23 protein-coding genes are annotated in these 23,703 nt (G+C 56.2%); 19 read left to right on the forward strand and 4 right to left on the reverse strand.

Going from position 1 to position 23,703, the window contains the following annotated elements; all coding sequences use genetic code 11:
• The first annotated feature begins 6 nt into the window (after positions 1-6).
• Genes nadD through rlmH form a run of 3 tightly spaced genes read left to right on the forward strand, consistent with a single transcriptional unit; the run spans position 7 to position 1,989 of the window.
• A complete protein-coding gene (nadD, locus tag CJD38_RS00445; RefSeq protein ID WP_107938337.1) occupies positions 7-669 on the forward strand; it encodes a nicotinate-nucleotide adenylyltransferase in 663 nt (220 codons plus the stop codon).
• Positions 653-1,507: a ribosome silencing factor gene (rsfS, locus tag CJD38_RS18835; protein WP_206362832.1), complete on the forward strand. Its 855-nt coding sequence runs from the start codon at positions 653-655 to the stop codon at positions 1,505-1,507. The genes nadD and rsfS overlap by 17 nt, the downstream gene beginning before the upstream one ends.
• An 11-nt stretch (positions 1,508-1,518) precedes the next feature.
• On the forward strand, positions 1,519-1,989 hold the full coding sequence (gene rlmH, locus CJD38_RS00455; RefSeq protein ID WP_107938338.1) for a 23S rRNA (pseudouridine(1915)-N(3))-methyltransferase RlmH: 471 nt from the start codon (positions 1,519-1,521) through the stop codon (positions 1,987-1,989).
• Between the two features lie 132 nt (positions 1,990-2,121).
• Here rlmH and CJD38_RS00460 read toward each other — a convergent pair whose 3' ends face one another.
• Positions 2,122-4,404 carry a peptidase M19 gene (locus CJD38_RS00460; RefSeq protein ID WP_107938339.1) on the reverse strand — a complete coding sequence of 761 codons (2,283 nt, stop codon included), beginning with the start codon at positions 4,402-4,404 and terminating at the stop codon, positions 2,122-2,124.
• A 154-nt stretch (positions 4,405-4,558) separates the two neighbouring features.
• Between CJD38_RS00460 and CJD38_RS00465 the strand changes: the two genes are divergently transcribed.
• The 15 genes from CJD38_RS00465 to CJD38_RS00535 all read left to right on the forward strand — a co-directional run bounded on the left by CJD38_RS00465 (position 4,559) and on the right by CJD38_RS00535 (position 19,337).
• Positions 4,559-4,990, forward strand: a complete 432-nt coding sequence (locus tag CJD38_RS00465) for a cupredoxin domain-containing protein (RefSeq protein WP_107938340.1) — start codon at positions 4,559-4,561, stop codon at positions 4,988-4,990.
• A gap of 11 nt (positions 4,991-5,001) precedes the next feature.
• A complete protein-coding gene (locus CJD38_RS00470; protein WP_107938341.1) occupies positions 5,002-5,580 on the forward strand; it encodes a Maf family protein in 579 nt (192 codons plus the stop codon).
• 20 nt (positions 5,581-5,600) lie between these two features.
• A complete protein-coding gene (rng, locus tag CJD38_RS00475; RefSeq protein ID WP_107938342.1) occupies positions 5,601-7,064 on the forward strand; it encodes a ribonuclease G in 1,464 nt (487 codons plus the stop codon).
• Between the two features lie 660 nt (positions 7,065-7,724).
• Complete coding sequence (locus CJD38_RS00480; RefSeq protein ID WP_107938343.1) at positions 7,725-11,510, forward strand: YhdP family protein; 3,786 nt, start codon at positions 7,725-7,727, stop codon at positions 11,508-11,510.
• A gap of 4 nt (positions 11,511-11,514) precedes the next feature.
• Entirely contained in the window at positions 11,515-12,339 is an 825-nt protein-coding gene (locus CJD38_RS00485; protein WP_107938344.1) for a carbon-nitrogen hydrolase family protein, read from the forward strand.
• Positions 12,339-13,781: a metalloprotease TldD gene (gene tldD, locus CJD38_RS00490; protein WP_107938345.1), complete on the forward strand. Its 1,443-nt coding sequence runs from the start codon at positions 12,339-12,341 to the stop codon at positions 13,779-13,781. The genes CJD38_RS00485 and tldD overlap by 1 nt, the downstream gene beginning before the upstream one ends.
• Entirely contained in the window at positions 13,778-14,251 is a 474-nt protein-coding gene (locus CJD38_RS00495; RefSeq protein ID WP_107938346.1) for an Rv1443c family protein, read from the forward strand. The genes tldD and CJD38_RS00495 overlap by 4 nt, the downstream gene beginning before the upstream one ends.
• A gap of 50 nt (positions 14,252-14,301) precedes the next feature.
• Positions 14,302-14,874: a 16S rRNA (guanine(966)-N(2))-methyltransferase RsmD gene (rsmD, locus tag CJD38_RS00500; RefSeq protein WP_107938347.1), complete on the forward strand. Its 573-nt coding sequence runs from the start codon at positions 14,302-14,304 to the stop codon at positions 14,872-14,874.
• A complete protein-coding gene (gene coaD / locus CJD38_RS00505) occupies positions 14,871-15,368 on the forward strand; it encodes a pantetheine-phosphate adenylyltransferase (protein WP_107938348.1) in 498 nt (165 codons plus the stop codon). The genes rsmD and coaD overlap by 4 nt, the downstream gene beginning before the upstream one ends.
• A 33-nt stretch (positions 15,369-15,401) precedes the next feature.
• Complete coding sequence (locus CJD38_RS00510) at positions 15,402-15,656, forward strand: YfhL family 4Fe-4S dicluster ferredoxin (RefSeq protein ID WP_107938349.1); 255 nt, start codon at positions 15,402-15,404, stop codon at positions 15,654-15,656.
• A complete protein-coding gene (ggt, locus tag CJD38_RS00515) occupies positions 15,653-17,326 on the forward strand; it encodes a gamma-glutamyltransferase (protein WP_107938350.1) in 1,674 nt (557 codons plus the stop codon). Before CJD38_RS00510 ends, ggt begins: the two co-directional genes overlap by 4 nt.
• A 27-nt stretch (positions 17,327-17,353) precedes the next feature.
• The gene (locus tag CJD38_RS00520) at positions 17,354-17,971 is read left to right on the forward strand and encodes a MotA/TolQ/ExbB proton channel family protein (protein WP_107938351.1); all 618 of its coding nucleotides are present in this window, start codon (positions 17,354-17,356) and stop codon (positions 17,969-17,971) included.
• A 9-nt stretch (positions 17,972-17,980) separates the two neighbouring features.
• Positions 17,981-18,373 (forward strand): ExbD/TolR family protein, encoded by a 393-nt coding sequence (locus CJD38_RS00525; RefSeq protein ID WP_107938352.1) that lies wholly within the window; start codon positions 17,981-17,983, stop codon positions 18,371-18,373.
• Positions 18,370-18,777, forward strand: a complete 408-nt coding sequence (locus CJD38_RS00530; protein ID WP_107938353.1) for an ExbD/TolR family protein — start codon at positions 18,370-18,372, stop codon at positions 18,775-18,777. The genes CJD38_RS00525 and CJD38_RS00530 overlap by 4 nt, the downstream gene beginning before the upstream one ends.
• On the forward strand, positions 18,774-19,337 hold the full coding sequence (locus CJD38_RS00535; RefSeq protein WP_107938354.1) for an energy transducer TonB: 564 nt from the start codon (positions 18,774-18,776) through the stop codon (positions 19,335-19,337). Before CJD38_RS00530 ends, CJD38_RS00535 begins: the two co-directional genes overlap by 4 nt.
• 52 nt (positions 19,338-19,389) lie before the next feature.
• Here CJD38_RS00535 and CJD38_RS00540 read toward each other — a convergent pair whose 3' ends face one another.
• Positions 19,390-19,734, reverse strand: coding sequence for a hypothetical protein (locus CJD38_RS00540; protein ID WP_146165888.1), 345 nt, complete (start codon positions 19,732-19,734; stop codon positions 19,390-19,392).
• Positions 19,735-19,798: 64 nt separating this feature from the next.
• On the reverse strand, positions 19,799-20,566 hold the full coding sequence (xth, locus tag CJD38_RS00545; RefSeq protein WP_107938356.1) for an exodeoxyribonuclease III: 768 nt from the start codon (positions 20,564-20,566) through the stop codon (positions 19,799-19,801).
• 145 nt (positions 20,567-20,711) lie between these two features.
• Here xth and CJD38_RS00550 point away from each other — a divergent pair, with 145 nt between their 5' ends.
• Complete coding sequence (locus tag CJD38_RS00550) at positions 20,712-21,452, forward strand: FKBP-type peptidyl-prolyl cis-trans isomerase (protein ID WP_107938357.1); 741 nt, start codon at positions 20,712-20,714, stop codon at positions 21,450-21,452.
• A 96-nt stretch (positions 21,453-21,548) separates the two neighbouring features.
• Here CJD38_RS00550 and CJD38_RS00555 read toward each other — a convergent pair whose 3' ends face one another.
• Positions 21,549-23,591, reverse strand: a complete 2,043-nt coding sequence (locus CJD38_RS00555) for a M3 family metallopeptidase (RefSeq protein ID WP_107938358.1) — start codon at positions 23,589-23,591, stop codon at positions 21,549-21,551.
• Between the last annotated feature and the right edge of the window lie 112 nt (positions 23,592-23,703).

Here is a 23,703-nt window from a genome sequence, read left to right on the forward strand (position 1 = left end):
TCACGCATGAAAGCGATTGGCATTTTCGGCGGCGCGTTTGCTCCTTTCCATAACGGGCATCTGCGCGTCGCGATCGAATGCCGTGAGCGTCTCGATCTATCTGTCATGCATCTGATTCCTACGGCCAATCCACCACACCGCACGGTCGCACGCGTTAGCGCGCAGCGTCGTCTGGAATGGCTGCGTTTGGCGCTGCGTAAAGAGAAAGGCTTTGTCGCCGATGATCGCGAGATTTTGCGTCAAGGCACATCGTTTACTTTCGATACGCTGACGGAGCTGCGTGCGCAGTATCCAAAAGCATCGCTAGTGCTGATCATGGGTGCCGATGCGTTCGCGCATCTACACACTTGGCACCGTTGGAAAGAACTATTGAATCTGGCGCATCTGGTCGTGATCGCCCGCAAGGGCGCCAAACTTGATGCGTCTGCCGAGTGCGCCAGCACGCTGGAAGGCCTGCGCACCACCGATCCGGACGCGCTGCACAACGCGCCTGCGGGCCTGTGGATGCAGCTGGATCTACCGCTGCTGGACATTTCCTCAACCCGTATTCGCCGTCTACTGAAGAAAAAACAGTCCGTGCGCGGTCTGTTGCCGGATGCGATACTCAACCATATAACTGCCGCAGATATCGCGGTGCTGACCCAGGACGAAGATGCCACGACTCACTAAAACCACTGCCAAGCCCGTCAAGGCCAAGCCCTCGACTCTCTTGCAGGTTGCTGTCGCCGCGCTCGAAGACATGAAGGCGATCGACATCAAAGTCATCGACGTGATGAAGCTCACTACCATCACCGACCACATGATTGTTTGCACGGGCACGTCGAATCGCCACGTGAAGTCACTGGCTGACAACGTAATTCAAATGGCCAAAGATTTTGGCAACCGCCCGATTGGTATCGAAGGCATTGAGCAAGGCGAGTGGGTACTCGTTGACCTCGGCGGCGTGGTGGTTCACGTCATGCAGGTTCAAGCTCGTGCGTTCTACCAGCTCGAAAGACTGTGGGATGTTGCGCCACCAGAACCGCAAGAAGCGCCGAAGGCTGTTCGTGGCAAAGCGCCACTGGCTCGTGCAGGTCTGCGCGCCAAGAAGATGGGCAAGCTCGCCAGCAAGGGCAGCGCAGGCAAGGCAGCTTTGAAGCCAGCCAAGCGCGTGAAGCCTAAGAGCGACGACAAGCCAGTTTCGCGTTCAGCAGCACGTTTGGCTGACAAGCCGAAGAAGACCGGTATTGCTGCAGGCCGTAAGTTTGTTTCGAAGAACGCACCGGCTTCCGCTGCGAAGAAGACGGTATCGAAATCGAAGCCAGCTGCTAAACCTGCTTTCAAATCGAGCGCCAAGCCTGCGTCCAAGCCAAGCGCAAGCAAAGCCGGATTCAAACCAAGCGCCAAGCCAGCAGCAACCAAGGCTGGTTTCAAGTCAGGTGCTAAGCCCGCGTTTAAAGCATCTTCCAAGCCGGCTGCAAAGCCAGCTGCGAAGAAGTCGAACATCAAGAAAAGAACGCGTCTGTAATTTTCTTGTAGATGCGTATCCACCTGATTGCCGTCGGCAACCGCATGCCGGCATGGGTGGAAACGTCTTACGCTGACTACGCCGGGCGCATGCCGCGTGAATGCTCATTGCATCTCATCGAAATTGCGCCCGGACAGCGCGGCAAAAACGCCGACATTGCTCGCGTTAAACAAGCCGAAGGCGAAAAAATCCTCAAAGCCATTCCACGTGATTCGTATGTAATCGCGCTGGACGAACATGGCGACGCGCTCACCAGCACCGGCTGGGGCGATGCGATGAAATCCTGGATGCAAATGGGCCGCGATGTTTGCCTACTCGTCGGCGGCCCCGACGGTCACGCGCCAGAAGTTTTAGCGCGCGCTGATCGTAAATGGGCGCTCTCAAAACTTACGTTGCCGCATGGGATGGTGCGTGTGCTTGTAGCGGAGCAGTTATTCCGTGCACACAGTTTGTTGATCAATCACCCTTATCACCGCGCGTGATTTGTAGCCCGGGTGCAACCCGGGTCTTGCACCATTTCATCATCGCGCTTCCCGGGTTTCACCCGGGCTACATCGCTGAAATAAAAAAAGCCGGCTCTGATGATCAGAGCCGGCTTTTTCTATGAACGTTGCTTAGCGATTAACCGTCGCTTCCCACGCGCGCAGATAAACTTCTGCTGAGTTGAACAGATGGGTGATGGCCTCGCGTGCTTGCTTCTGTGGATCTTGTTTCTTCAGATTCAGTTCTGGATGTGCATCAACATATTCGTTGTGCTTCTTCGCTTCGCTGATCGCGCCCAAGCGCACTTCTTCTACCCAATCTGCATCCATGCCGTAGTGCGCACGACCTTCGGTGTTCAGATCGTAAACATGTTCGCCGCTGACTTGGCGATCAAAGGTGACTGGTTTGATGTGGCTGAACTGCGAGCCCCAACCTGGACCTTTGAACAAGGTGAACGGGTATTGCACAGGGGTTTCTGAACCACTCGGGCCAGGCTGTGAAGCCAGACCGTTGGTATCAGAGCCGATGCCCACGCCGAACAGATGCTTGCTGCTCTTAAGCGGCAACAATTTCTGAATAAAGTCGTAGAACTGCGCGCCGGTACCGCCACCGCCGCCCGGGTAAACGATGCCGCCCAGGTCAAGAATGCGTTTGGCTTGATCGTTGCTGATGCCGCCATGGCCGCCGTGCGTTGAGACCAGTGGGTAAACCGGAGTCTGTTCTTCTGCAAGCTTGATCAGATCTTCTTTGATCGAGAGTTCAAGGTGATCGACTTCCATGATGATTTTGTTATCCATCATTTTCTTGAACGCATATTTGCCCAGATCCGTCAGGCCACGTGCGTTGCACTGGCGCGTGGTTGGGTAGATCGGCAGAGGAATGGTTTTGCCTGCGAGCAGTGCTTCAACCAATGGATTGGCTGGAGCTGTGACGCCCGTTGGATCTGACGTCGTCATCACCGCGCCAGGCGTGTAGAGGTAGGTGCTGTAACCGCCTGCTTCATCCGTTGGGCAGCTGTACGTGCCCCAGAATTTGCCGGTGTCGACGAAGTTGCCGACGTTCAACACCAAGCCATCAAAGATGCCGTTGCCGCCGAGTGCGTTGTCGAACTCGTGCAATGGGAACATCTGGCGTACGCCGAGGTTGTAGAGACGATCGAACTGCGTGTCGATATCTGCCGTGGTGCAACCGTTGATGTCAGGAACCGTGACGCCGCCGACCTGCGCAACCTGTTTAACCGTGCAGTTGAACAGATGCGAAATCTCGATGCCGGTGACGACAGCGAGTTTGCCTTCGTTGATCACCTTGCGTGCGTCCACTGGATTGTCGACGAGGCGCAGCCAGCCTTTACCCGGGCCGCCTTCCTGCGCGTCGATGTAGTCCTGCAGGTCACGCATGTACTGCACCTGCGTGACGGCGCTGTCCATTTCGTTGCAGTTCTTGCCGGGCTGGAGCTGGGCGACGGCTTCGAGATTACATAGCGTTTCGTTCTCAACGAGGTTGTTGAGCATGATGCGCAAACCGCCGCGCCATGCGCGTTCAATCCACTTGTAATACGTGCTTTCGTGCGTCAGCGAGTGTGGTGCAGGCCAGCTGTTAAACGTTGGCCAGCCTACGGTGTCATGCGTTGCCAGCGGATCGGTAGCGTAGAGATTGCCGAGCAGATCGAGATGGCCATCGGGACCGTGAGTGGCTGCGCAATTCTTCAGCGCTTCAGTGACGCCAAAGCGATGGAACGGTCTGCCGTAATGCGCGCCGCCGAGGAAGGTGGTGGCGCTGATGTGTTGATGTACGTCGGCAAAACCGATCACAGGTTTATCAACGCCGGTGCCTTTGTAGTTAGGGCCGCTGGCGTTGAGCTCTGCTTCAGGGAATGGTGTGCAGTCTTTAGCTGCGGTGAAACCGAACTTGGCAGCATCAGCTGCGCTGGCGGCATCCGCGAGAATCAATTTGCCGGTCGCAACATCTACAGCCAAAGCCTTGTTGGCTGAGGCCGAGAACACGGTGTAGTTCTTGTTGGCATCGGTATCAATCGTCCAATCCGCAGCATCGCTCGCTGCGCCTGCGCTGCCGACAGTGCCGCCATTGGCAGCCAGAAAGGTTTTGTCTTTTGCGTAGAACAGATATTTACCGAGCGCCGTTGGCTTCATGTAAAACGGTTCGGCGTCATCCACTTTCGCTGCCGTGACAGCGTAAGTGCCGCCGCTGGCTTTAGCGGCAAAAGCATTCTTGGGGACAGACTTCAACGCGTAGCAACCGTTGGCCAAGTCATAGCGCGTTTCTGGCGCAACGCCGGCAGGTAACACGCCGTTGCCGCCATTGTTCTCGCTGCCAGTGGGTGAGCTTGAACGGCCGCACGCCGACAACAACAAGGCTGCACTCACAGCGGTCAGCACAAATACAGATTGACGCATGATTTAACTCCTTAGGTATGTAGCCCTGTATTCAGGGTCTTGTAGTCATTTTTGTGGTCACGACTATACGGCGGCGGACCTATGAGCAGATATGGTAAAAACGGCTTGTCCCGCGATCAGCCTGATCGCCACTTTTTCGAGTTAATGAATTCGTATGAATAAGAAAGCCCTGTTATTTCTGGCTCTGGCGCTTGTAGTACTTGTCGGCCTGTCTCAGGTCATGCGCCCAGCGTCGGCGCCTACGCAGAATTCGGCGTTAGTGGTGCAAAGTGGGCCGATGACCGTAGCACCCGCGCCCGCAGTGCCAGAGCTGCCCAAGCCAAAGTTGTTCGAGATCGTCGTGAGTAAAGGCCAGCGTGTTTCCGGGCCTGCGTCGATTCAAGTGCAAGAAGGCGACGATGTGGAGTTGCTGATTACCTCCGACCACGCCGACGACCTGCATATGCACGGCTACGACCTGCATCTGAAACTGCAAGCCGGTGTGCCTGCGAAGCTGGCGTTCAAAGCGGAGCACAGCGGTCGTTTCGACTACGAATTGCATCACGCGCACTTGGAACTCGGCACGCTAGAAGTGATGCCTAAATAAGTCGAACGCACATGCCCGATATCCAATTTCATCTCGCTTCTGCATCGCCGCGCCGACAAGAACTGTTGCAGCAACTGGGTCTGCACTTTGATGTGCGCTCAGCAGATATTGTTGAGCAGCCGATGTCATCAGAAACTGCTGCCGATTACGCGCGGCGTATGGCGCTGGAAAAAGCGCTGGCGACGCAGGCCAGAATCGGCTCGTCCTTGCCGGTTTTAGGCGCAGACACGGATGTGGTGCTGGACGGCCACATTCTCGGCAAACCGCGAGATCGCGCTGATGCGCTGGCGATGCTGGCTGCGCTGTCGAATCGTGAGCACGAGGTCTATTCCGCTGTCGCCATGGTGCAGGGCTCACGCGCAGAGGTAATGCTGTCCGTGACTCATGTCTCTTTTGGCGTGATCACGCCGGAAGCTGCGGCGCTTTATTGGGACAGTGGCGAGCCAGCGGATAAAGCTGGCGCTTACGGAATTCAGGGTCTTGGTGCCCAGTTCGTTAAAGGCATCAACGGCAGCTATAGTGGCGTTGTCGGCTTACCGCTATTTGAGACGACAGAACTCTTGCTGCGCTTTGGCATCCACACTCTGTAAAACGAAAAATAAGAAGAACCATGAGCACCGAAATTTTGGTCAACATTGGCACGCAAGAAACCCGTGTCGCGCTGGTTGAAGGCGGTTCCACGCAAGAAGTTCATTTGCAGCGTGCATCGCGTCATGGATTGACCGGAAACATTTACAAAGGCGTGGTGCAGCGCGTGCTGCCCGGCATGCAGGCCGCGTTTGTCGAGATCGGCTTGGATCGCACCGCGTTTCTGCACGTCGCCGATATGGTTTGTGCAAACAATGGCGACCCCAACAAGCCAACGCCGCAGATCACGCAGCTATTGCACGATGGTCAGTCGGTGTTGGTGCAGATCGTTAAAGATCCGATGGGCACCAAAGGTGCACGCCTCACCAGCTTGTTGTCAGTGCCTTCACGCTATCTGGTGTTGTTGCCGTTTGAGCCGCATGTCGGTGTATCGGCGCGCATTGAAGATGAAGTGGAGCGCGATCGCCTCAAAGCCATTCTTGATGAGACGCAGCGTGTCGAGGCGCCAGGCTTTGGCGTCATCGCGCGCACCGCAGCTGAAGGCGCAGACGCTGAGGCTTTAGCTAACGATCTACGTTTCTTAATGCGCTTGTGGGGCTCGATCAGCGAGCAAGCCAAGGTCGCACCAGCAGCAACGATGGTGCACGGCGACCTGCCGCTGTCGATGCGAATTCTGCGTGATTTGATGGGCACCGACGTTGAGCGCGTGCGCATTGATAACATGGATGAATTCCGCAATCTGCAGCAGTTTGCGCAGGTGTTTGTGCCGAATGCTGCATCCAAGGTTGAGCTGTACGAAGGCTCCGCACCCATCTTTGATTTGTACGGCGTCGAAGACGATATCGCACGTGCGCTTGATCGTCGTGTTGAACTGAAATCCGGCGGCCATTTGGTGATTGATCAGACCGAGGCGATGACCACGGTTGATGTGAACACCGGCGCTTACATCGGCCACCGCAATCTCGAAGAGACGGTGCTCAAAACTAATCTCGAAGCTGCGCAGGCGATTGCGCGTCAACTGCGCCTACGCAATCTCGGCGGCATCATCATCATCGACTTCATCGATATGAAAGGTGCTGACCATCGCGCGCAAGTGATGCGTGCATTGGAGCGTGCGCTAGCAGCCGATCACGCACGCACACAGGTTTATCCGTTTACTGAACTGGGTTTGGTACAACTCACCCGCAAACGCACGCGCGAATCTTTGGGCCACATTCTTTGCGAACCCTGCGCCGCCTGTAACGGCCGCGGCACAGTCAAAACCGTCGAAACCGTCTGCCACGAAATCGCCCGCGATATCCAACGCGCCGCACGCCAGTTCGAAGCCAAAGGCTTTTTGGTGCTCGCCGCTCCACATGTCATCACGCGATTTATGGAAGAGCAGTCGCTGGGTCTGGGCGAGCTTGAAGCGCAGTTGCATCGACCGATCCGTCTGCAAGCCGAATCGTCATACGGGCAAGACAGCTTCGACGTGGTGCCACTGTAGGGTGGGTGGAGCGCAGCGAAACCCACCATCTCTCCCATGCGACACGGTGGGTTTCGCTGCGCTCTACCCACCCTACGATCAGCCCACTTGTAGCGAATGTGCCGCGCGCATTCATCGTTCGCATAAACGCTGAAGCGGTTACCGGTTTCTCGCATCGAGAAATTAGTTAGCGAACGTATAGGGCCTCTTCTCAAGCACCGCAGAAGTGGGCTTGTGATGTTTCTTTGGTTACTTTCTTTGCGCCAAAGAAAGTAACCCGCACCACAGTGCGGAACACGCCATCTCAATCAGCGCAGGCAGTAGCCCGCGAAGCGCGTGAAAAGCTTGCCCCTCACCCTCGGCAACTGCTCCTGCGTTGCTCTACCTCGGGCATCCATGCCCTCGTCGATCCCTCTCCCCATAAAAAGCATGGGGAGAGGGAAGTAACGCGTTTAAAGCTGGTGGGTTTCGCTGCGCTCTACCCACCCTACAAACTGATGCAAATGTTTTATTAAATTACTCATAAAAAGCAAAAGTAAATAAAAACAAACATTCACAAAAATTAACCTTCACAGGTCTAATTTTTTGCAAGATTTTCACTAGCTTGCGCCGCTCGCTAGGGCGACAATAGCGGCCCTTAGTTTTTTGATTAGATCTCGTGATGCGCCTGAGCGGAGTGCAATGGAGCGTGTAAGGCGCCGCTGGTGGACGTGGACCGTTTCCGTTGTCGCCGTTCTGGTGATTCTTGCGGCGACCGTCAGCGCGCTTTTCCAAGCGGCAGTATTAGCGCTGCCCAGCTATCGTGAAGATCTTTCTACTTGGGTCACCAAAGTTGCAGGTCGTCCGGTAGATATCGGCGGCATCAGTCTCGTCTGGCATGGCATCTATCCGCGCATCGATCTCTCTGACATCACGCTCTACAGCGACGATGGTCAAGACGAAGAAGTGCTTTCCGCGCAACGTCTCTCACTCGGTTTCAATTTCCTGCATATCGCGGGCGGTGATTTCATGCCGACGCGTATTGAGCTGTCGGGTTTGGAATTGGGCGTCAACATCGATGAAGACGGCGAGGTCAGCATCGTTGGCCTTGAACAAAATCCTAATCAGAAAACCAACTACGAAAAATTGTTGCGCGAGGTGTCGCGCTTTAAGCGCGTACGTCTGAGCAATTGCAAGATTGAACTGAGCGCACCGCAACTACCAGAAGACGACATCAGCCTAACGCTGGCTAGCGCCGAGGTATCGCATACCAGCAGCGGCCTTGAGGGCGAAGCCGAGTTGTTGCTGCCAGCGGCATACGGAAAATCAATTGATTTTGAGGGCGAAGTCGAAGGCCCGATCACCAAGCCTGCGACGTGGCGTGGTGATTTCAAGATCAACGCACGTGAGTTGCAGCCGCAGCCTTGGCTGCGCGCGCTATTGCTGCCGGGCACGCGTGTCGCTGTTGAAGATGGCAACGTCGATATTCGCGGCAAGTTGTTGGGTGGCCGTGTCACTGCGCTAGTTGCTCATGCAGAAACAGATGCGCTGGCAATCAGCCGCGCGGGTCAGACAGTCACGGCGAAGTCGCTCGACTTCCTCACGAACATTAGCGCGGACACAGATGGCTGGCAGTTAGACATCAAGAAGTTTTTGATGGATGGCGAAGATCAACTGCGCGGCGATTTCCATTACGCCGCACAGCCAGAGACGGAAGGGTATGAGATCAAGGCCGACGCTGATTTTCTGCGCCTGACGCAGATCATGCCGTGGCTGGCTTACTTCAGGGACGCGCCACATGCGCTGTCGATGGCCTCACGCGCCAGTGGCGACATCAATCGTTTGGTTCTGCGTTTGCAGAAAGGCGAAGAAGAATCACGTTACTCGGTATTGGCAACGCTCAAAGATGTTGCGCTCAAACCCGGGGATGGCGCAGTCGGCTTCAATGGGCTCTCGGGCGAATTGTCCGCAGATGAAAACAGCGGTCGTTTCAAACTGGATGGTCATGCCGTGCGTGTCGATTTGCCACACGCGCTGCGCAGCTCGGTGCCGTTTGATCGTCTGAGCGGTGAAGCGCGTTGGAATCGTCGTGCTGAAGGTTGGCAATTTGATTTGCCCGCGTTGGCTTGGAGAGTGCAGAGCATCGTCGGCACGAGTCAGGTGAATGTGTTGTTGCCTTCAGCAGAAGGCGCTTCGCCAGAATTGAATCTCAGCGCCAATTTCTCCGTGGGCGACGTCAATCAAGCCAAGCCGTTCATGCCCTTGGTGTGGCATGACAATCTGCACGATTGGCTGAATCGCGCGATCGTCAGTGCTCGCGTGCCGCGGGCGCAGTTGGAGTTTCATGGCGCGGTGGCAGATTTTCCGTTTACCAAACGCGGCACCGGTTCTTGGAAACTGGATATCGATGTCGTAAATGCCAAGCTCGCTTATTTGCCGGACTGGCCGTCGGTTGATCAAATCAAAGCGAAGCTGAATTTTGTTGGCAACGGTCTCGACATTCAGGCTGACAGTGCCAGCGTGATGGGCAATAGCATCGAAAAAGCCAGCGCAAGCATTGCCGATTTCCACGATGGCATATTGCTGATCGATGTTGCGGGCAGCGGCGAGACTTCACGCTTCTACGATTTCTTGCAGGCCTCACCGCTCAAGAAAACATTGGCCGGTTTGGTCAACAACACCAGCGCAAAAGGTCCGTCGCAGGTGGCGGTGCATCTGAACGTTCCTTTGCATGACGGCAACAAGACTGAAGTTGCGGGTGCGGTTGTGCTGAATGATGTCGAGCTGCGCTACAAGGGTTTGCAAGAACCGATTCGTAACATCATCGGCAGCCTCAACTTCAACAACACCGGCGTGACTGCTGACAAACTCGCCGCAAAGTTTGAAGACGTCGATCTGGTCGCGCGTATTCTGCCGCGCATCAACACCTATGGCGTAGTTGCGGCTGACTTCTCCTATGCGCTGAAACAAGATGGCAGCGGCGTCAGTTCGTTTGTGCCAGAGATTGTTCGCAAGACCATGACGGGCAGTTCGCGCTGGAGTCTTGAGTTGCCGCTGGGCAAGGATGAAACCGCATTGCATCTGCTGAGTGATCTCCAGGGCGTGGCGGTTTCGATGCCGCAGCCACTGGGCAAGACCGCAGAAGAAACCGCGCCGCTGCGCGTTGTCATCGGTGGTGCTAGTAGCAACGCCAGCAGCACGCATGTTCGCGTTGATTATCGCGATCGTTTGAATACGGATATCGCGCTGGCTTCTGCTGAAGATGGTACGCAACGTGTGCGCGGCATCAATCTGTTCTTCGGTCGTGGAATAGCGCCGTTGGTGGATGGCACCGGCATGAATATCAATGGCGATGTCGATTCGATTGATCTGGCTGCATGGGGTGCTGTGTTGGGCACTGCACGCGGCAGCGGCATGACACTCAATCGTGCAGAGCTGCACGCGGATCGTGTTACGTATCTGGGCCAAGTCGTGCGTGATGTGCGCGGCGTGATGATCCCTAATGCAGACGGCTGGTCGACCAAGCTGAGTGGTGCTGGTGCAGAAGGCGATTTGATTTGGCGTGATGCTGCGAATGGCGCACTGAGCGCACAGCTCAAACATCTCGCAGTGGATTTCCAAAGCGCTGCATTGCCTCCGAGCAACGGCGCAGCCAATGCGGTGGTCGACAAGAACGAAACTGTTTTTGATCCCAACCAGTTCCCTGTTCTCGATATGGTTTGCGATCAGTTGACGATGAGCGGATTCGATCTCGGCAAGCTCGCACTGGTCACGCAGCGCGTGCCCGGCGGTCAGAAGATTGAGCGACTCAATCTGAGCGGCGGAAAAACCACGCTCACCGCAGATGGCTGGTGGAAGCGCGAAAAGAGTTTGTCGAGCGCTGCACTCAAGTTTGATCTGAGCAGCGAAGATTCCGCTGGCACGCTGAAGGCGCTGGGTTTTGCGCCTAACCTTGATGCGAAGCAAAGCAAGTTCAACAGCGATCTGAATTGGAACTTGGAACCAAGCGGCATCTCATGGGCACAAGCGCGCGGCAAAGTTGCGATTGATGTCAAAGAGGGATCACTGCGCGCGATTGAGCCAGGTGCGGGTCGCGTGCTGGGTTTGCTTAATCTCTACGCCTTGCCACGCCGCTTTACGCTGGACTTCCGCGATGTGGTGAGTTCGGGCTTGGGCTTTGACACCATCAAGGGTAATTACGATTTGGCCAATGGCACGGCCACGACTAACGATCTCGATATCAAGGGCGCATCGATTGATATGGAAGTGCGCGGCAAGATTGGTCTTGCGGCTCGCGACTTCGATCAAAAAGTGACGGTGCATCCGCGTGTCTCGACCGGTGTCGCGATTGGCGCCACCATTGTTGGTGGACCGGCCGCGGGCGCGCTGGTGCTGCTCGCACAGCAGGTGCTGGGCAAGCCGCTCGATAAGCTGACCCAATTCTCCTACCGCTTAACCGGACCTTGGGACAATCCCAAAGTAGAATGAGTTTATGACTACTACCGTCGCCGCCATCCAGATGAACTCGGTCGCTGACGTCGCCGCTAATCTTGCCGCGGCGAAACGTCTGCTGACAGAAGCTGCGGCTGGCGGTGCAAAGCTCGCGGTGTTGCCAGAAAACTTCGCCTTCATGGGCGCGCATGAAGCGGCCAAGCTTGTTCATGCCGAGCCACTGGGTAGTGGTCCGATTCAATCGTTTCTTGCAGACACCGCCAAAGCCTTATCGATGTGGATAGTCGGCGGCACCATTCCGCTCGCAGTGCCTGATGATGCGCGCAAGGTTTACGCCGCCAGTTTGGTCTTCAACGATCAAGGCCAGCGCGTTGCGCATTACGACAAGATTCATTTGTTTGATGTGGATGTGCTGCGCGACGGCAAAACCGAGAGCTATCGCGAGTCCAACAGCATTGCATTTGGCAGCGTCAGCCCCACTTTCACTGAGACACCGGCTGGTGTGTTGGGTTTGAGCGTTTGCTATGACCTGCGCTTTCCAGAGCTGTATCGCTCACTGAGCAGCCAAGGTGCGCAGCTGTTGTGCGTGCCTTCAGCATTCACCGAGAAAACGGGCGAAGCGCATTGGGAAATTCTGTTGCGTGCACGCGCAGTAGAAAATCTTTGTGCAGTCATCGCACCCAATCAAACCGGCACTCACGCTGGTGGTCGCCGCACCTGGGGTCACTCGATGATCATCAGCCCGTGGGGCGAGATTCTCGCGCAGCGCGCAGAAGGTGAGGGCGTTGTACTTGCCACGCTAGATGCTGAGGCGCAAACCAAAGTTCGTTCCTCTTTTCCTAGCTTGAATCACCGCAGACTCTAATGACTGAAGCCTTAGCCCTTGCTCGCAAAACCTTGCTCGATCCTGCTGAGCTGGATGATTGCAGCTTGCAGCGCGTGCTCTCTGGTTTGATGAAGCCGGGCATTGATGCAGCAGATCTGTATTTCCAACACTCGCTCAGCGAGAGCTGGTCGCTGGAAGACGGCATTGTTAAATCCGGCAGCCATCACGTTGAGCAAGGCGTGGGCGTACGTGCAATCTCGGGTGAGAAGCAGGGCTTGGCTTACTCCGACGAAATTCGTTTGAACGCATTGACCGACGCGGCTGGTGCCGCTGGCGCCATCGTGCGCCAAGGTCAGGAAGGTCAGATTCAAGCGTGGAAAGGACAGGGCGCCATTGCCTTGTATCCATCGCTGAACCCGCTACAGAGTTTCACCACGGATCAGAAGTTGGATCTACTCAAGCGCGCTGATACTGCTGCACGCGCGGCGGATCCTCGCGTGATTCAGGTGATGGCTTCGCTCACGGCGAATCATGAAGTGATCCTGATCGCTGCGACCGACGGCACGCTCGCAGGCGATGTACGCCCGCTGGTGCGTATGGATGTCAGCGTCATCGTCGAACAGAACGGTCGTCGCGAACAGGCGCACGCAGGTGGCGGTGGTCGCGGTGCACTCGCAGATTTCTTTGGCTCTGGTCAGCCAGAACGTTATGCGCGCGAAGCCGTGCGCATGGCACTGGTGGCGTTGGAAGCAGTGCCTGCACCCGCAGGCGCAATGACCGTCGTGCTCGGTTCCGGCTGGCCCGGCGTGTTGCTGCACGAAGCGATTGGTCACGGCCTTGAAGGCGATTTCAATCGCAAAGGCACGTCTGCATTCACCGGCCGCGTTGGTCAAAAGGTGGCTTCAGAACTCTGCACGATTGTTGACGACGGCACGCTTGTGAATCGTCGCGGTTCGCTGACGGTGGATGACGAAGGCACGCCGACGCAATGCACCACGCTGATCGAGAACGGCATCCTGCGCGGTTACATCCAAGACAAACTCAACGCGCGCCTGATGGGCGTGGCGCCCACCGGCAACGGCCGCCGCGAGTCTTACTCGCAGCTGACCATGCCACGCATGACCAACACCTACATGCTGGCAGGCCCGCATGATCCGGCAGAGATCATCAAGTCGGTGAAGAAGGGCATCTACGCCGTGAACTTCGGCGGCGGTCAGGTCGATATCACTTCCGGCAACTTCGTGTTCTCGGCAAGCGAGGCTTATCTGATCGAAGACGGTAAAGTCACGCGTCCGGTTAAAGGCGCAACGCTGATTGGCAGCGGCCCGGAAGTGCTGAACCGCGTCAGCATGGTCGGCAACGACCTCAGCCTCGACAGCGGCGTCGGCATTTGCGGCAAAGAAGGCCAAAGCGTCCCAGTCGGCGTTGGTCAGCCGACACTTAAGATCGACGGCATCACCGTCGGTGGCACCCAGCAATGATCCATCTCCACTTTCGCAGCGAACTCTCGGCGTCATCCGATGTGGTTTGGGCGAAAGTGTCGACGATGGCCGGCGTCAATCACGAGCTGCACCCCTGGGTGCATATGACAGTGCCGTCGTCGTTTGGTAATCGTTCTCTGCAAGAGGCAACACCAGAGCAGCTCAAGGGCGTGTTGTTCCGCAGCGTGTTGCTGGTGCTGCACTTCATTCCTTTCGACGTGCATGCCTTGCATCTGGATCAGGTCCAGGCCGGTGAAGGTTTTGATGAAAACTCAACATCTTGGATGCAGAAGAGCTGGATTCATCGCCGCCGTGTTGTTTCTGCCGGCGAAGGCTGTGTCGTCACTGACGAATTAATTATTGAGCCGCGTATCGCTTTCATGGCCCCGGTAACGCGGGCTGTTGTTAGCTTTCTGTTCCGGCATCGCCATCGGCGTTTAGTCCAAACCTTTGGGCAGCGAACTCCCTGATCGAACAGGGTGGGGCTTGCTGAAATCTGCGCGACTCGTAAACTGTTGGTATGAGCAGACGTCCTCTCGGAAAACTACGCATCATCGGCGGCGAGCATCGCAGCCGTCTCGTTGAGTTCGACGCCGAGAGTGGCGTACGACCAACGCCTGATCGCGTGCGTCAAACTGTGTTCGATTGGCTCTCTCCGATCATCGATGGTTCGCGCTGCCTTGATCTCTTCGCGGGTAGTGGCGCACTCGGCTTAGAGGCGATCTCACGCGGCGCTGCGCACACCAGCTTTGTTGAAATTGGTATGCGTCAGAACACTTTGATTAAAAGTGCGCTGCTGATGCTCAAAGTGCCGCATCAACGTTTTGATGTCGCGATGCTGGATGCGGTGTCTTACATCTCGCAAACCTGGCATCGCTATAACGTGGTCTTTCTAGACCCACCGTTTGCCAGCGGCCTGCTCGAAAGCGCGCTGGAAGACCTGCCGAAAGTACTAGCACCGTTCAATCGCATCTACATTGAATGGCCCGAGGGCAAACAACCGTCTTTGCCTACGGGTTTTAGCTGGCTCAAGGAAAAGAAGGCCGGCAAGGTATGCTACGGCCTAGCGACATATTCTCTGGAGAAATCATGAGCGTTGTAGCGGCATATAGCGGCACGTTTGACCCGATTACGCTCGGTCATTACGACATCATCTGCCGCGCCTCCAAGATGTTCCCCAAGTTGATCGTGGCCGTGGGCCTCAATGTCACCAAGAATCCGCGCTTCAATATTGATGAGCGCGTTGAACTCATCAAGCAATGTGTCAAAGATTTGCCCAACGTCAAAGTCATGAGCTTTGATGGCTTGGTCGTAAACTTCGCCAAAGAAAATGGCGTCACCGTGTTGGTGCGCGGTGTGCGCACCGTTGGTGATGTGGATTACGAAAAGCAGATGGCGATCATGAATCGCGATCTGTATCCATCGCTCGATACCATCATGTTGGCACCGTCGCCGCAGTACGAACATCTTTCATCCTCACTCGTGCGCGAACTGACGAGCCTCGGCGCTCCAGTGAAAAAACTGGTGCCTAAAGAAGTGATCCCAATGCTGCTGGAACGTTTTGGCCGCAAGGACAAAGGTAAGTAAGGTTCGCGGCGCGCACTGCGCCGCAGCGTCTGTATGTCACTGAAAATTACCCACGAGTGCATTAACTGCGATGTCTGCGAGCCGGTCTGCCCGAACAAGGCGATCTTTCAAGGCATTGAGATCTACGAGATCAAACCGGAACTCTGCACCGAATGCGTCGGTCATTTTGATACGCCGCAATGTGTGGATGTTTGCCCGGTCGATTGCATTCCCTTGGACCCTGATCACGTCGAGAGCAAAGAACAGCTCGATCTGAAATACCGCCAATTGGTGGGTAAGCCGATATGAAAAAATTATTGATTGCAGGTTTTCTGCTTCTGCCCGCGCTGGTTTTTGCAGGCGACAAGCTGCCGGGTTATGCCGTCTCTAGCGCAACGCCAGAAGCGACCAAGGCTGGGCTTGAAGTGCTTGCTGCGGGTGGCAATGCATTTGATGCTGCGGTTGCTGTTAGCGCAGCACTAGCCGTCACAGAGCCGACAGGCTCCGGCCTCGGTGGTGGTGGCTTCTGGTTGCTGCATCGCGAATCCGACGGCATGGAAGTATTTGTCGATGGCCGCGAAACCGCGCCCTATGCTGCCAATGCCAAGATGTATCAGGACAAAGACGGCAAGGCCGTTGATGCCTTGTCGCGTGATGGTGCGCTAGCTGCTGCAATTCCCGGCGAACCGGCCGCGCTGGAGTTGATCTCAAAGAAATACGGCGCACTGCCACTTAAGCGCAGCCTCGCACCTGCCGTGCGTTTGGCGCGTGAAGGTTTCACCGTTAACAGCAAACTCGCAGAAGCATTCGCCAGCCAATGGCCGCGTCTGTCGATCAATGCAAAAGCCACCTTCGCACAAGATGGCCGCGCGCTACGCGAAGGCGAAGTGCTGAGACAAACCGAACTTGCACGCACGCTCGAACTGATTGCCATGCAAGGCGGCGCCGGATTTTACGAAGGTGAAACCGCAACAGAACTCGTAGCCGCGTCGCGTGCTGCTGGTGGCATTTGGACGGAAGAAGATCTGCGCCGTTACGCTGTTGTTGAACGCAAGCCTTTGGTCACTTGGTTTCGCGATACGCGCATCGTCACAGCACCACCACCTTCTGCTGGCGGCGTAACCTTGGCAGAGCTGTTCAATCAGCTGGAGCTGTTGGGCTATCGCAGCGATGCAGGCGTCGACAGCAAACATCTCATCGTCGAATCACTGCGCCGCGCATATCGCGATCGCGCCGCGTATTTGGCTGATCCGGATTTCGTTAACATTCCCGTGTTCCGTCTCACCTCACGCAGCTACGCGCGTGATCTGGTGGCGAGCATTGATCCCAAGCGCGCAACACCAAGCGCAAGTCTGCCGCCTGCTGCGCTGGTGCCAGAAGGCAATCACACCACGCACTTCTCGGTCGTCGATGCCGAAGGCAATCGCGTCGCCGCAACCTTGTCGATCAATCTGCCTTTCGGCTCCGGCTTCATGGCGCCCGGCACTGGCGTGTTGCTCAACGATGAGATGGATGACTTCGCTGCATCCACCACCGCTAGTAATGCCTACGGCTTGATCGGTTCGGAAAAAAATCTGGTTGCACCGGGCAAACGCCCGCTGTCGTCGATGACCCCAACATTCGTTGAAGGCCCACGCGGTCTGCTCGTCATCGGCACACCCGGTGGCAGTCGCATCATCACGATGGTCGCGCTCGGCATTCTCGGTTGGCTCGATGGACTCGACGCACAACAAGTCGTCGCACTGCCGCGTTATCACCATCAATATCTGCCTGACGTCATTCAGTTTGAAGCCAATGCGTTTAGTGTCAGTGAACAAGCCGCTCTACGTGCGCGTGGACACACGCTGGAACCTGTCTCGCGCAGCTACGGTTTGATGAACGTTGTGACGTGGGATCCGAAGACACGCACTTTGAAAGCGGCATCTGATCCGCGTGCCTTGGGTGAAGGCAGTGTGGTGTTGACCAAGAGCGCCAACTAGCGCGAACACAAACCAAGAGGCACAACGATGTCCCAAGCACTGGAATGGCTCCGCTTAGGCGGGCCTGCGATGTTGATTCTGTTGGGCCTCTCGATCGCTTCTGTGACGCTGATTCTGGTCAAGGCTTGGGAATTCTGGGAACTGAAAATCGGCCAGCGCGATTTCGTCGCAGGCGTGCTGAGCGCTTGGCATGGTGGCCGCGCTGATGAAGCAATCGCGTTGTTAAGCGCGCAGGTCACGCCATTAGCGAAAGTGATGGCAGCTGCTATCAAAGGCCGCAACAACACCGCACTCCCTGAAGCCGAAGTGCGTGAACAAATCACGCAGCTTGCTTCTGAACAATTGGAATCCGCGCGACGTTTGCTGCGCCCGCTGGAAGTCATCGCCAACCTCGCGCCGCTGCTCGGTTTGCTTGGCACTGTGCTCGGCATGATCCAAGTATTCCAGCGTCTGCAAACCGCAGGTGATCGCGTCAATCCATCGATCTTGTCCGGTGGCTTGTGGGAAGCGCTGCTCACTACTGCTGCGGGTCTCACCGTCGCAATCATCGCGCTCGCAGGTTTCCATGTACTGGATCGCGCTGTCGAGCGCCTGCATCACGATATGGAAGGTGCGCTCACGCGCATCTTTACGCGGCCGCTGTAAGTCAGCGCAATGCGCATCGCACGCCCCGCGCGGCGTAAGAACTCCACGATTGTTATCACCTCGCTTGTCGATGTGATGTTCGTGTTGCTGTTCTTCTTCATGCTGGCGTCGAGCTATCTCGACTGGGGCGCGCTGGATGTGAACATCGGCAGTGGCGAATCCAAAACGACCATGCCAGTGCCGGGTCATGTGCATCAGCTGCAACTGCTGCCGGGTGCGCAGCTCAAGCTGGATGGAAAGCCCATCGCGTTGACGCAACTCACATCAAACCTGGAACCCGATTCACGTGTCGTTGTACAGCCGCAGCCTGGCGTGCCACTACAAGACATGATCAGTGTGATCGATCATCTCAAGGCCGCTGGCGTGAGCCTCACGCTGGGCCATGCGAGCGCAGCGCCATGAAGCTGCCTGTTCCCAAGCGCGAGAAACGCACAGACATCGACATGGTGCCGATGATCAATTTCGCGTTTCTATTGCTGATCTTCTTCATGCTCGCTGGCACGCTGGTGCCCGCGCAGAAAAATCCGATTGATCCACCGCGTTCTACATTGGCAACGCCAGCTGATCCTTCCGGCAATGTTTTGCTTATCGCTTCCGACGGCCGCGTAGGTTTTGGTACGGAGTTGTTGCCTGAGTCCGAGTTGCCAACACGCATCGCAGAGTGGCGCAAAGAACATCCGCAAGAGTCTCTACGCGTGAAAGCCGACGCAGCAGTCGATGCAACGCGCGTGATCAATATCCTTCAGCGCCTGCGTGCTTCCGGCATCGAACACGTCAGCCTGCTCGCCGCACGCGGCACGCCATGACCCCGGGTGTTTTGCGTCAGCGTTTCTCACTGGCGATTGCGCTGCTGGTGCATGCCATCATCGTTGTCTTGATCATCGGCTTCACCATGATTCCCCGCAGCCCTGCGGGTAGTGGTGGTGATGGCGTTGGTTTGGAACTAGTGGCCGGTTCAGGAGACGTCAGCACTGAGCCAACGGAAACACCGCCACTGCCACCCACTGAAATCACAGCAGATGCAGCGCCATTGCCGCCCCTGCCTGAGCCTGTCGTTGCCAAGCGCATGGAAATCAAACCGGGCGGAAAACCCGGCGGCGATATGTACTTCGCTCGCGTGCGTGCACATCTCGCAAAGTTTCGCCGAGAGTTGCCTGCTGGCATTCGCACGCGCGGCGTAGTGGAGCTGCGCTTCAAACTCTCCGCGACGGGTGCGGTGAGTGATGTGCGTGTTGCTAAGAGTTCTGGTGATGCGGCTTTGGATAGCGAAGCGTTGAATCTGCTTGCTCGCGCATCACCGTTGCCTACTCGTGACAAAGCAACAGAATTGATTGTGCCGATTGAGTTTGAAACAGAGTTGCGTTGATTTCTAAGCTCGTGCTTGATTGTCGCGTTTGTATGCGAAGGCCACGATGTATTTACTTGATTTGAGATCCCGTGACGTCACCGAGTGTCTCGACGCTCCACCCGTAAAAAATGTGCTCTCCACTAAACCGGCCATCTACAAACTGGCCGACGTAAGAGTCGTATGCGTCGCAGAAACCGTTTTTTAGTAAAACTTCGAATTTTCCATTCTCTATCTTGTAGACGGGATCTCTTGTGTACTTATTGGGATCCTTTATCGGCTGTGCTTTTTTCCATTCTCCGCCGATGCACGCTTTCCCAGTCTGATTAGTGAGTTCAAATGTGAGCTCTTGAACGACGTGACCAGTTTTACTGGTTTCCACAAAAGTGACGATGTTGCCCGAACCGGGCGCTGTCATGCCTCCACTGCAGCCTTGCATGCACAGAGCTAGGCAGAGTAAATACTTTTTCATGCGGGTCGAGTCAAAGCTCAAATTCAGCAACCACCGGCGCATGATCCGAAGGCCGCTCCAGTCGACGCGGCGCTAAATCCGCTGCACAGCTACGGCAAACATCGGCAAGCGGGTGCGATGCCAACACATGGTCAATACGCAGACCAAGGTTGCGACGGAAGCCAGCCATTCGATAATCCCACCAAGTGAAACTGCCCGGCGGTTGATCAAACAGCCTGAAGCTATCTTTGAGTCCGAGATCAATCAGGCCACGCAACGCTGCACGTTCAGGTTCGCTACATAGAATCTTGCCTTCCCAGATCGCAGGGTCGTGCGTGTCTTCGCCGGTGGGGGCGATGTTGAAATCGCCGACTACGACGAGCTTTGGATATTTCTTCATCTCTTCGGCGACATACGCCGTGAGTGCCGTTAGCCAGCGCAGTTTGTAAGCGTATTTGTCGGTGCCGAGATCCTGACCGTTAACGACGTAGACATTGATCATGCGCACGCCGTTGACGGTGCCAGCGATCACGCGCTTCTGTTCGTCTTCAAAGCCGGGGATGTCGCGGCTGACGTCTTCGATGGGATGACGCGCGAGAATCGCAACGCCGTTGTAAGTCTTCTGGCCATTGGCGACGGAGTAGTAGCCCATGGCTTGCAGCTCATCAAACGGAAACTTCTCGTCGACGCACTTGAGCTCTTGCAGGCCGACGACATCCGGCTGCACGGCGGTGAGCCAGTCCAGTAGATGGGGCAGGCGGACGCGGAGACTGTTGACGTTCCAGGTGGCGATTTTCATAGAGCTAAGAGACCGGTGATGTTCTGGGTGCGGCGGGCAGCGTGATTGTGCGCTAGTAACGATATGTAACGGTAGGAAATAGCCAGTCCGTAAGCTGTAGGCGGAATGCTAATCTCCGGCCACGAATCCGTACAACATTATTCACATGAACAAAAAACTCCTTGCGATTACTTTATGCGCCCTCCTGCCAGTGCTGGCGCAGGCCGATGATGTGACCTCTGATGCGCCAGCCGCATCGACCAACCTGCCATCGCCAGAGCTGCAAAAGAAATTCAGCTACGCGATCGGCCGTGATTTCGGCAAAGGCCTTACGCCTATTCCAGAGGCGGTGGATATCAGCGTGCTCAAGCAGGGCATCGATGATGGCGCGGCGAGCAAGCCCAGCCCTTATACCGAAGACGAAATGCTGACGGCCAAGACCGAGATGGGTCAGTTGTTGCAGGCTCGCATGAAAGCAAAGTTTGAAGTTGAAGGCGCGGCAAATCTCAAAGCTGCGCAAGCCTTTCTAGCGAAGAACGCCAAGCGTAAAGGCGTAAAGACCACTGCCAGCGGTTTGCAGTACGAAGTGCTTACCGCCGCTAAAGGCGCGCATCCCAATGCGCAGAGTAACGTCAAGGTTCACTACCGCGGCACGCTTGAGAACGGCACCGAGTTTGATAGCTCCTACGCGCGCGGCGTGCCGGTGGAGTTTGTGCTGGAGAACGTGATTGCAGGCTGGACCGAAGGCCTGCAACTGATGGCGCCCGGCGCCAAGTACAAATTCTTTTTATCGCCAGAACTCGCCTATGGTGATCGCGGCGTGGGCAAGCAGATTGGACCGAATGCTTTGCTGATTTTTGAGGTGGAGTTGATTTCGTTTGGTGAGGCGCCGCCAACGCAGCAATAAACTCGTAGGGTGGGTAGAGCGCAGCGAAACCCACCGTCTCTCAGATTGCGAAAACGGTGGGTTTCGCTGCGCTCTACCCACCCTACGTAACGCGGATCAAGCAGCGGCCGCAAGGCCGCTGTGTCGTAACAGGGGCTCGATACTCGGCTTGCGGCCACGGAATTCGATGAACAATTCCATCGCTTCACGCGAGCCGCCCTTGGCCAGCACGGTGTCGCGGAAACGGGCGCCGGTCTCGGGTGAGAAATCAGTTTCTTCGAACGCTGCAAACGCGTCAGCCGACAACACTTCTGCCCACTTGTAGCTGTAGTAACCCGCTGCATAACCGCCAGCGAATACGTGCGAGAAACTATTCGGCATGCGGTTCATTGCAGGCGGCACGATCACGGCGACTTCCTTGCGTACTTGCGCGAGTGTTTCAAGCGTAGCGACGCCCTTGTCGTAATCGCGGTGCATACGCAGATCGAACAACGCGAATTCAACCTGACGCAGCGTTGCCAAGCCGTTCAAGAAGCTGCGGCTTTCTTTGAGTTTGGTGATGAAATGATCGGGCAGCGGTGCGTTGGTTTCCCAATGGCGACCCAGCTCTAGCAGCGTCTCGCGGTCATAGCACCAGTTCTCCATGAACTGGCTCGGCAGTTCTACCGCATCCCACGCAACACCACGAATACCAGAGACAGCCGCTTCATCCACCTGCGTCAGCAAGTGATGCAGGCCGTGGCCAAATTCGTGGAACAGCGTGACGACTTCATCATGCGTCAGCAGCGCAGGTTTGCCGGGCAGTGGCGGCGTGAAGTTGCAGACCAGATAAGCGACAGGGCGCTGCAAGCCTTGCGGCGTCTGGCGACGTGACAGGCATTCATCCATCCACGCACCGCCACGTTTATCAGCGCGTGCGTAAGGATCAAGATAGAAACCGCCGAAGACTTTTCCGTCTTTGTCTTTCAGTGCGTAGGTGGTGACATCTTTGTGCCAGGTCGCGACATCATGCGTCTGCTCAATCTTGATGCCATACAGACGCTGTACCAGTGTGAACATGCCTTCGATCGTGCGCGCAGCAGGGAAGTACGGGCGCACTTCTTCTTCCGACATGCCGAGCACGTCTTGCTGATATTTTTCAGCGTAGTAAGGGGAATCCCAAGGTTGGTAATCGTTGAGGCCATCGAGCTTCAACGCATAAGCGCGTAGCTGTTCCAATTCTGCTTTCGCACCTTTCTTTGCGCGGCTCGCTAGATCAAGCAGGAAGTGCTCAACCTCGTTCGGCGACTCCGCCATCTTGGTGGCGAGTGAGAGCTCTGCAAAATTATTAAAGCCGAGCAACTTGGCTTCTTCATCACGCAGCGCGAGGATCTCGCCCATCAGCGGCGTGTTGTCGTGTTGACCTGCAAGCGGGCCCTGATCGGAGGCGCGCGTGGCGTAGGCTTCGTACAGCTCGCGACGCAGTTCGCGATTCTTGGAATAGGTGATGACGGAGTCGTAGCTGGGGAAATCCAGCGTCAACAACCAGCCTTCCTGATTCTTCGCCTGTGCTTTGTCGCGCGCAGCCTGCTTGGCGGCGTCGGTCATGCCGTCGAGCAGGGATTCATCAGTGACCAGCTTGCTCCAAGCCTGCGTACTGTCCATCAAGTTTTCTTCAAACTTGCTCTGCAGCTCAGACAGGCGCAACGCAATTTTCTTGAAGTGCTCTTTCTTGTCGTCTGGCAATGCGATGCCGGAGAGTTTGAAATCGCGCAGCGCGTCGTTCACCACTTTTTTGCGTGGCGCTGAGAAAGTCTTGAACGCGTCGCTATCGGCCAGCGCTTTGTAAGCGCGATACAGCGGCTCGGACAGCGACATTTCCAAACCATATTCCGTCAGCTTGGGCAGGCAAGCGTTAAACGCTTTGCGCCAATCCGCCGTGCTATTCACGCCGAACAGATGTTGCACTGGGCCCCATGCGTGCGAGACGCGGTCGCCCATTTCTTCCAACGGCTCAATAAAGCTTTCCCAAGTTGGCGCGGCGTTGCGCTCCAGCAGGGTTTTCAGCTCCGCACGATTGCGTGCGAGCACATCGTCCAGCGCGGGCTCGGCCAGCTCGGGTGTGATGCGATCAAAAGCGGGCAGGGAGTTGGGGGTGTCGATAAGCAGCGGATTGGACATAAGTGGGCGTCAGTGGCGTCGTTGGAATCGCGTGAGAATGCTTAGAGATACAAAGAAGATGCGGTGAGTATTCTAGCTTTCAAGCTAGAAGAAGATGTTTAAATAGCGGTCA

The organism is Stenotrophobium rhamnosiphilum, assembly GCF_003052265.1.
Classification (GTDB): Bacteria; Pseudomonadota; Gammaproteobacteria; order Nevskiales; family Nevskiaceae; genus Stenotrophobium; species Stenotrophobium rhamnosiphilum.

What these genes read in the sequence shown, in the direction of transcription:
- nadD (WP_107938337.1), top strand. Translation starts at nt 7, where the DNA reads ATGAAAGCGATTGGCATTTTCGGCGGCGCGTTTGCTCCTTTCCATAAC.
- rsfS (WP_206362832.1), top strand. Translation starts at nt 653, where the DNA reads ATGCCACGACTCACTAAAACCACTGCCAAGCCCGTCAAGGCCAAGCCC.
- rlmH (WP_107938338.1), top strand. Translation starts at nt 1,519, where the DNA reads ATGCGTATCCACCTGATTGCCGTCGGCAACCGCATGCCGGCATGGGTG.
- CJD38_RS00460 (WP_107938339.1), bottom strand. Translation starts at nt 4,404, where the DNA reads ATGCGTCAATCTGTATTTGTGCTGACCGCTGTGAGTGCAGCCTTGTTG.
- CJD38_RS00465 (WP_107938340.1), top strand. Translation starts at nt 4,559, where the DNA reads ATGAATAAGAAAGCCCTGTTATTTCTGGCTCTGGCGCTTGTAGTACTT.
- CJD38_RS00470 (WP_107938341.1), top strand. Translation starts at nt 5,002, where the DNA reads ATGCCCGATATCCAATTTCATCTCGCTTCTGCATCGCCGCGCCGACAA.
- rng (WP_107938342.1), top strand. Translation starts at nt 5,601, where the DNA reads ATGAGCACCGAAATTTTGGTCAACATTGGCACGCAAGAAACCCGTGTC.
- CJD38_RS00480 (WP_107938343.1), top strand. Translation starts at nt 7,725, where the DNA reads ATGGAGCGTGTAAGGCGCCGCTGGTGGACGTGGACCGTTTCCGTTGTC.
- CJD38_RS00485 (WP_107938344.1), top strand. Translation starts at nt 11,515, where the DNA reads ATGACTACTACCGTCGCCGCCATCCAGATGAACTCGGTCGCTGACGTC.
- tldD (WP_107938345.1), top strand. Translation starts at nt 12,339, where the DNA reads ATGACTGAAGCCTTAGCCCTTGCTCGCAAAACCTTGCTCGATCCTGCT.
- CJD38_RS00495 (WP_107938346.1), top strand. Translation starts at nt 13,778, where the DNA reads ATGATCCATCTCCACTTTCGCAGCGAACTCTCGGCGTCATCCGATGTG.
- rsmD (WP_107938347.1), top strand. Translation starts at nt 14,302, where the DNA reads ATGAGCAGACGTCCTCTCGGAAAACTACGCATCATCGGCGGCGAGCAT.
- coaD (WP_107938348.1), top strand. Translation starts at nt 14,871, where the DNA reads ATGAGCGTTGTAGCGGCATATAGCGGCACGTTTGACCCGATTACGCTC.
- CJD38_RS00510 (WP_107938349.1), top strand. Translation starts at nt 15,402, where the DNA reads ATGTCACTGAAAATTACCCACGAGTGCATTAACTGCGATGTCTGCGAG.
- ggt (WP_107938350.1), top strand. Translation starts at nt 15,653, where the DNA reads ATGAAAAAATTATTGATTGCAGGTTTTCTGCTTCTGCCCGCGCTGGTT.
- CJD38_RS00520 (WP_107938351.1), top strand. Translation starts at nt 17,354, where the DNA reads ATGTCCCAAGCACTGGAATGGCTCCGCTTAGGCGGGCCTGCGATGTTG.
- CJD38_RS00525 (WP_107938352.1), top strand. Translation starts at nt 17,981, where the DNA reads ATGCGCATCGCACGCCCCGCGCGGCGTAAGAACTCCACGATTGTTATC.
- CJD38_RS00530 (WP_107938353.1), top strand. Translation starts at nt 18,370, where the DNA reads ATGAAGCTGCCTGTTCCCAAGCGCGAGAAACGCACAGACATCGACATG.
- CJD38_RS00535 (WP_107938354.1), top strand. Translation starts at nt 18,774, where the DNA reads ATGACCCCGGGTGTTTTGCGTCAGCGTTTCTCACTGGCGATTGCGCTG.
- CJD38_RS00540 (WP_146165888.1), bottom strand. Translation starts at nt 19,734, where the DNA reads ATGACAGCGCCCGGTTCGGGCAACATCGTCACTTTTGTGGAAACCAGT.
- xth (WP_107938356.1), bottom strand. Translation starts at nt 20,566, where the DNA reads ATGAAAATCGCCACCTGGAACGTCAACAGTCTCCGCGTCCGCCTGCCC.
- CJD38_RS00550 (WP_107938357.1), top strand. Translation starts at nt 20,712, where the DNA reads ATGAACAAAAAACTCCTTGCGATTACTTTATGCGCCCTCCTGCCAGTG.
- CJD38_RS00555 (WP_107938358.1), bottom strand. Translation starts at nt 23,591, where the DNA reads ATGTCCAATCCGCTGCTTATCGACACCCCCAACTCCCTGCCCGCTTTT.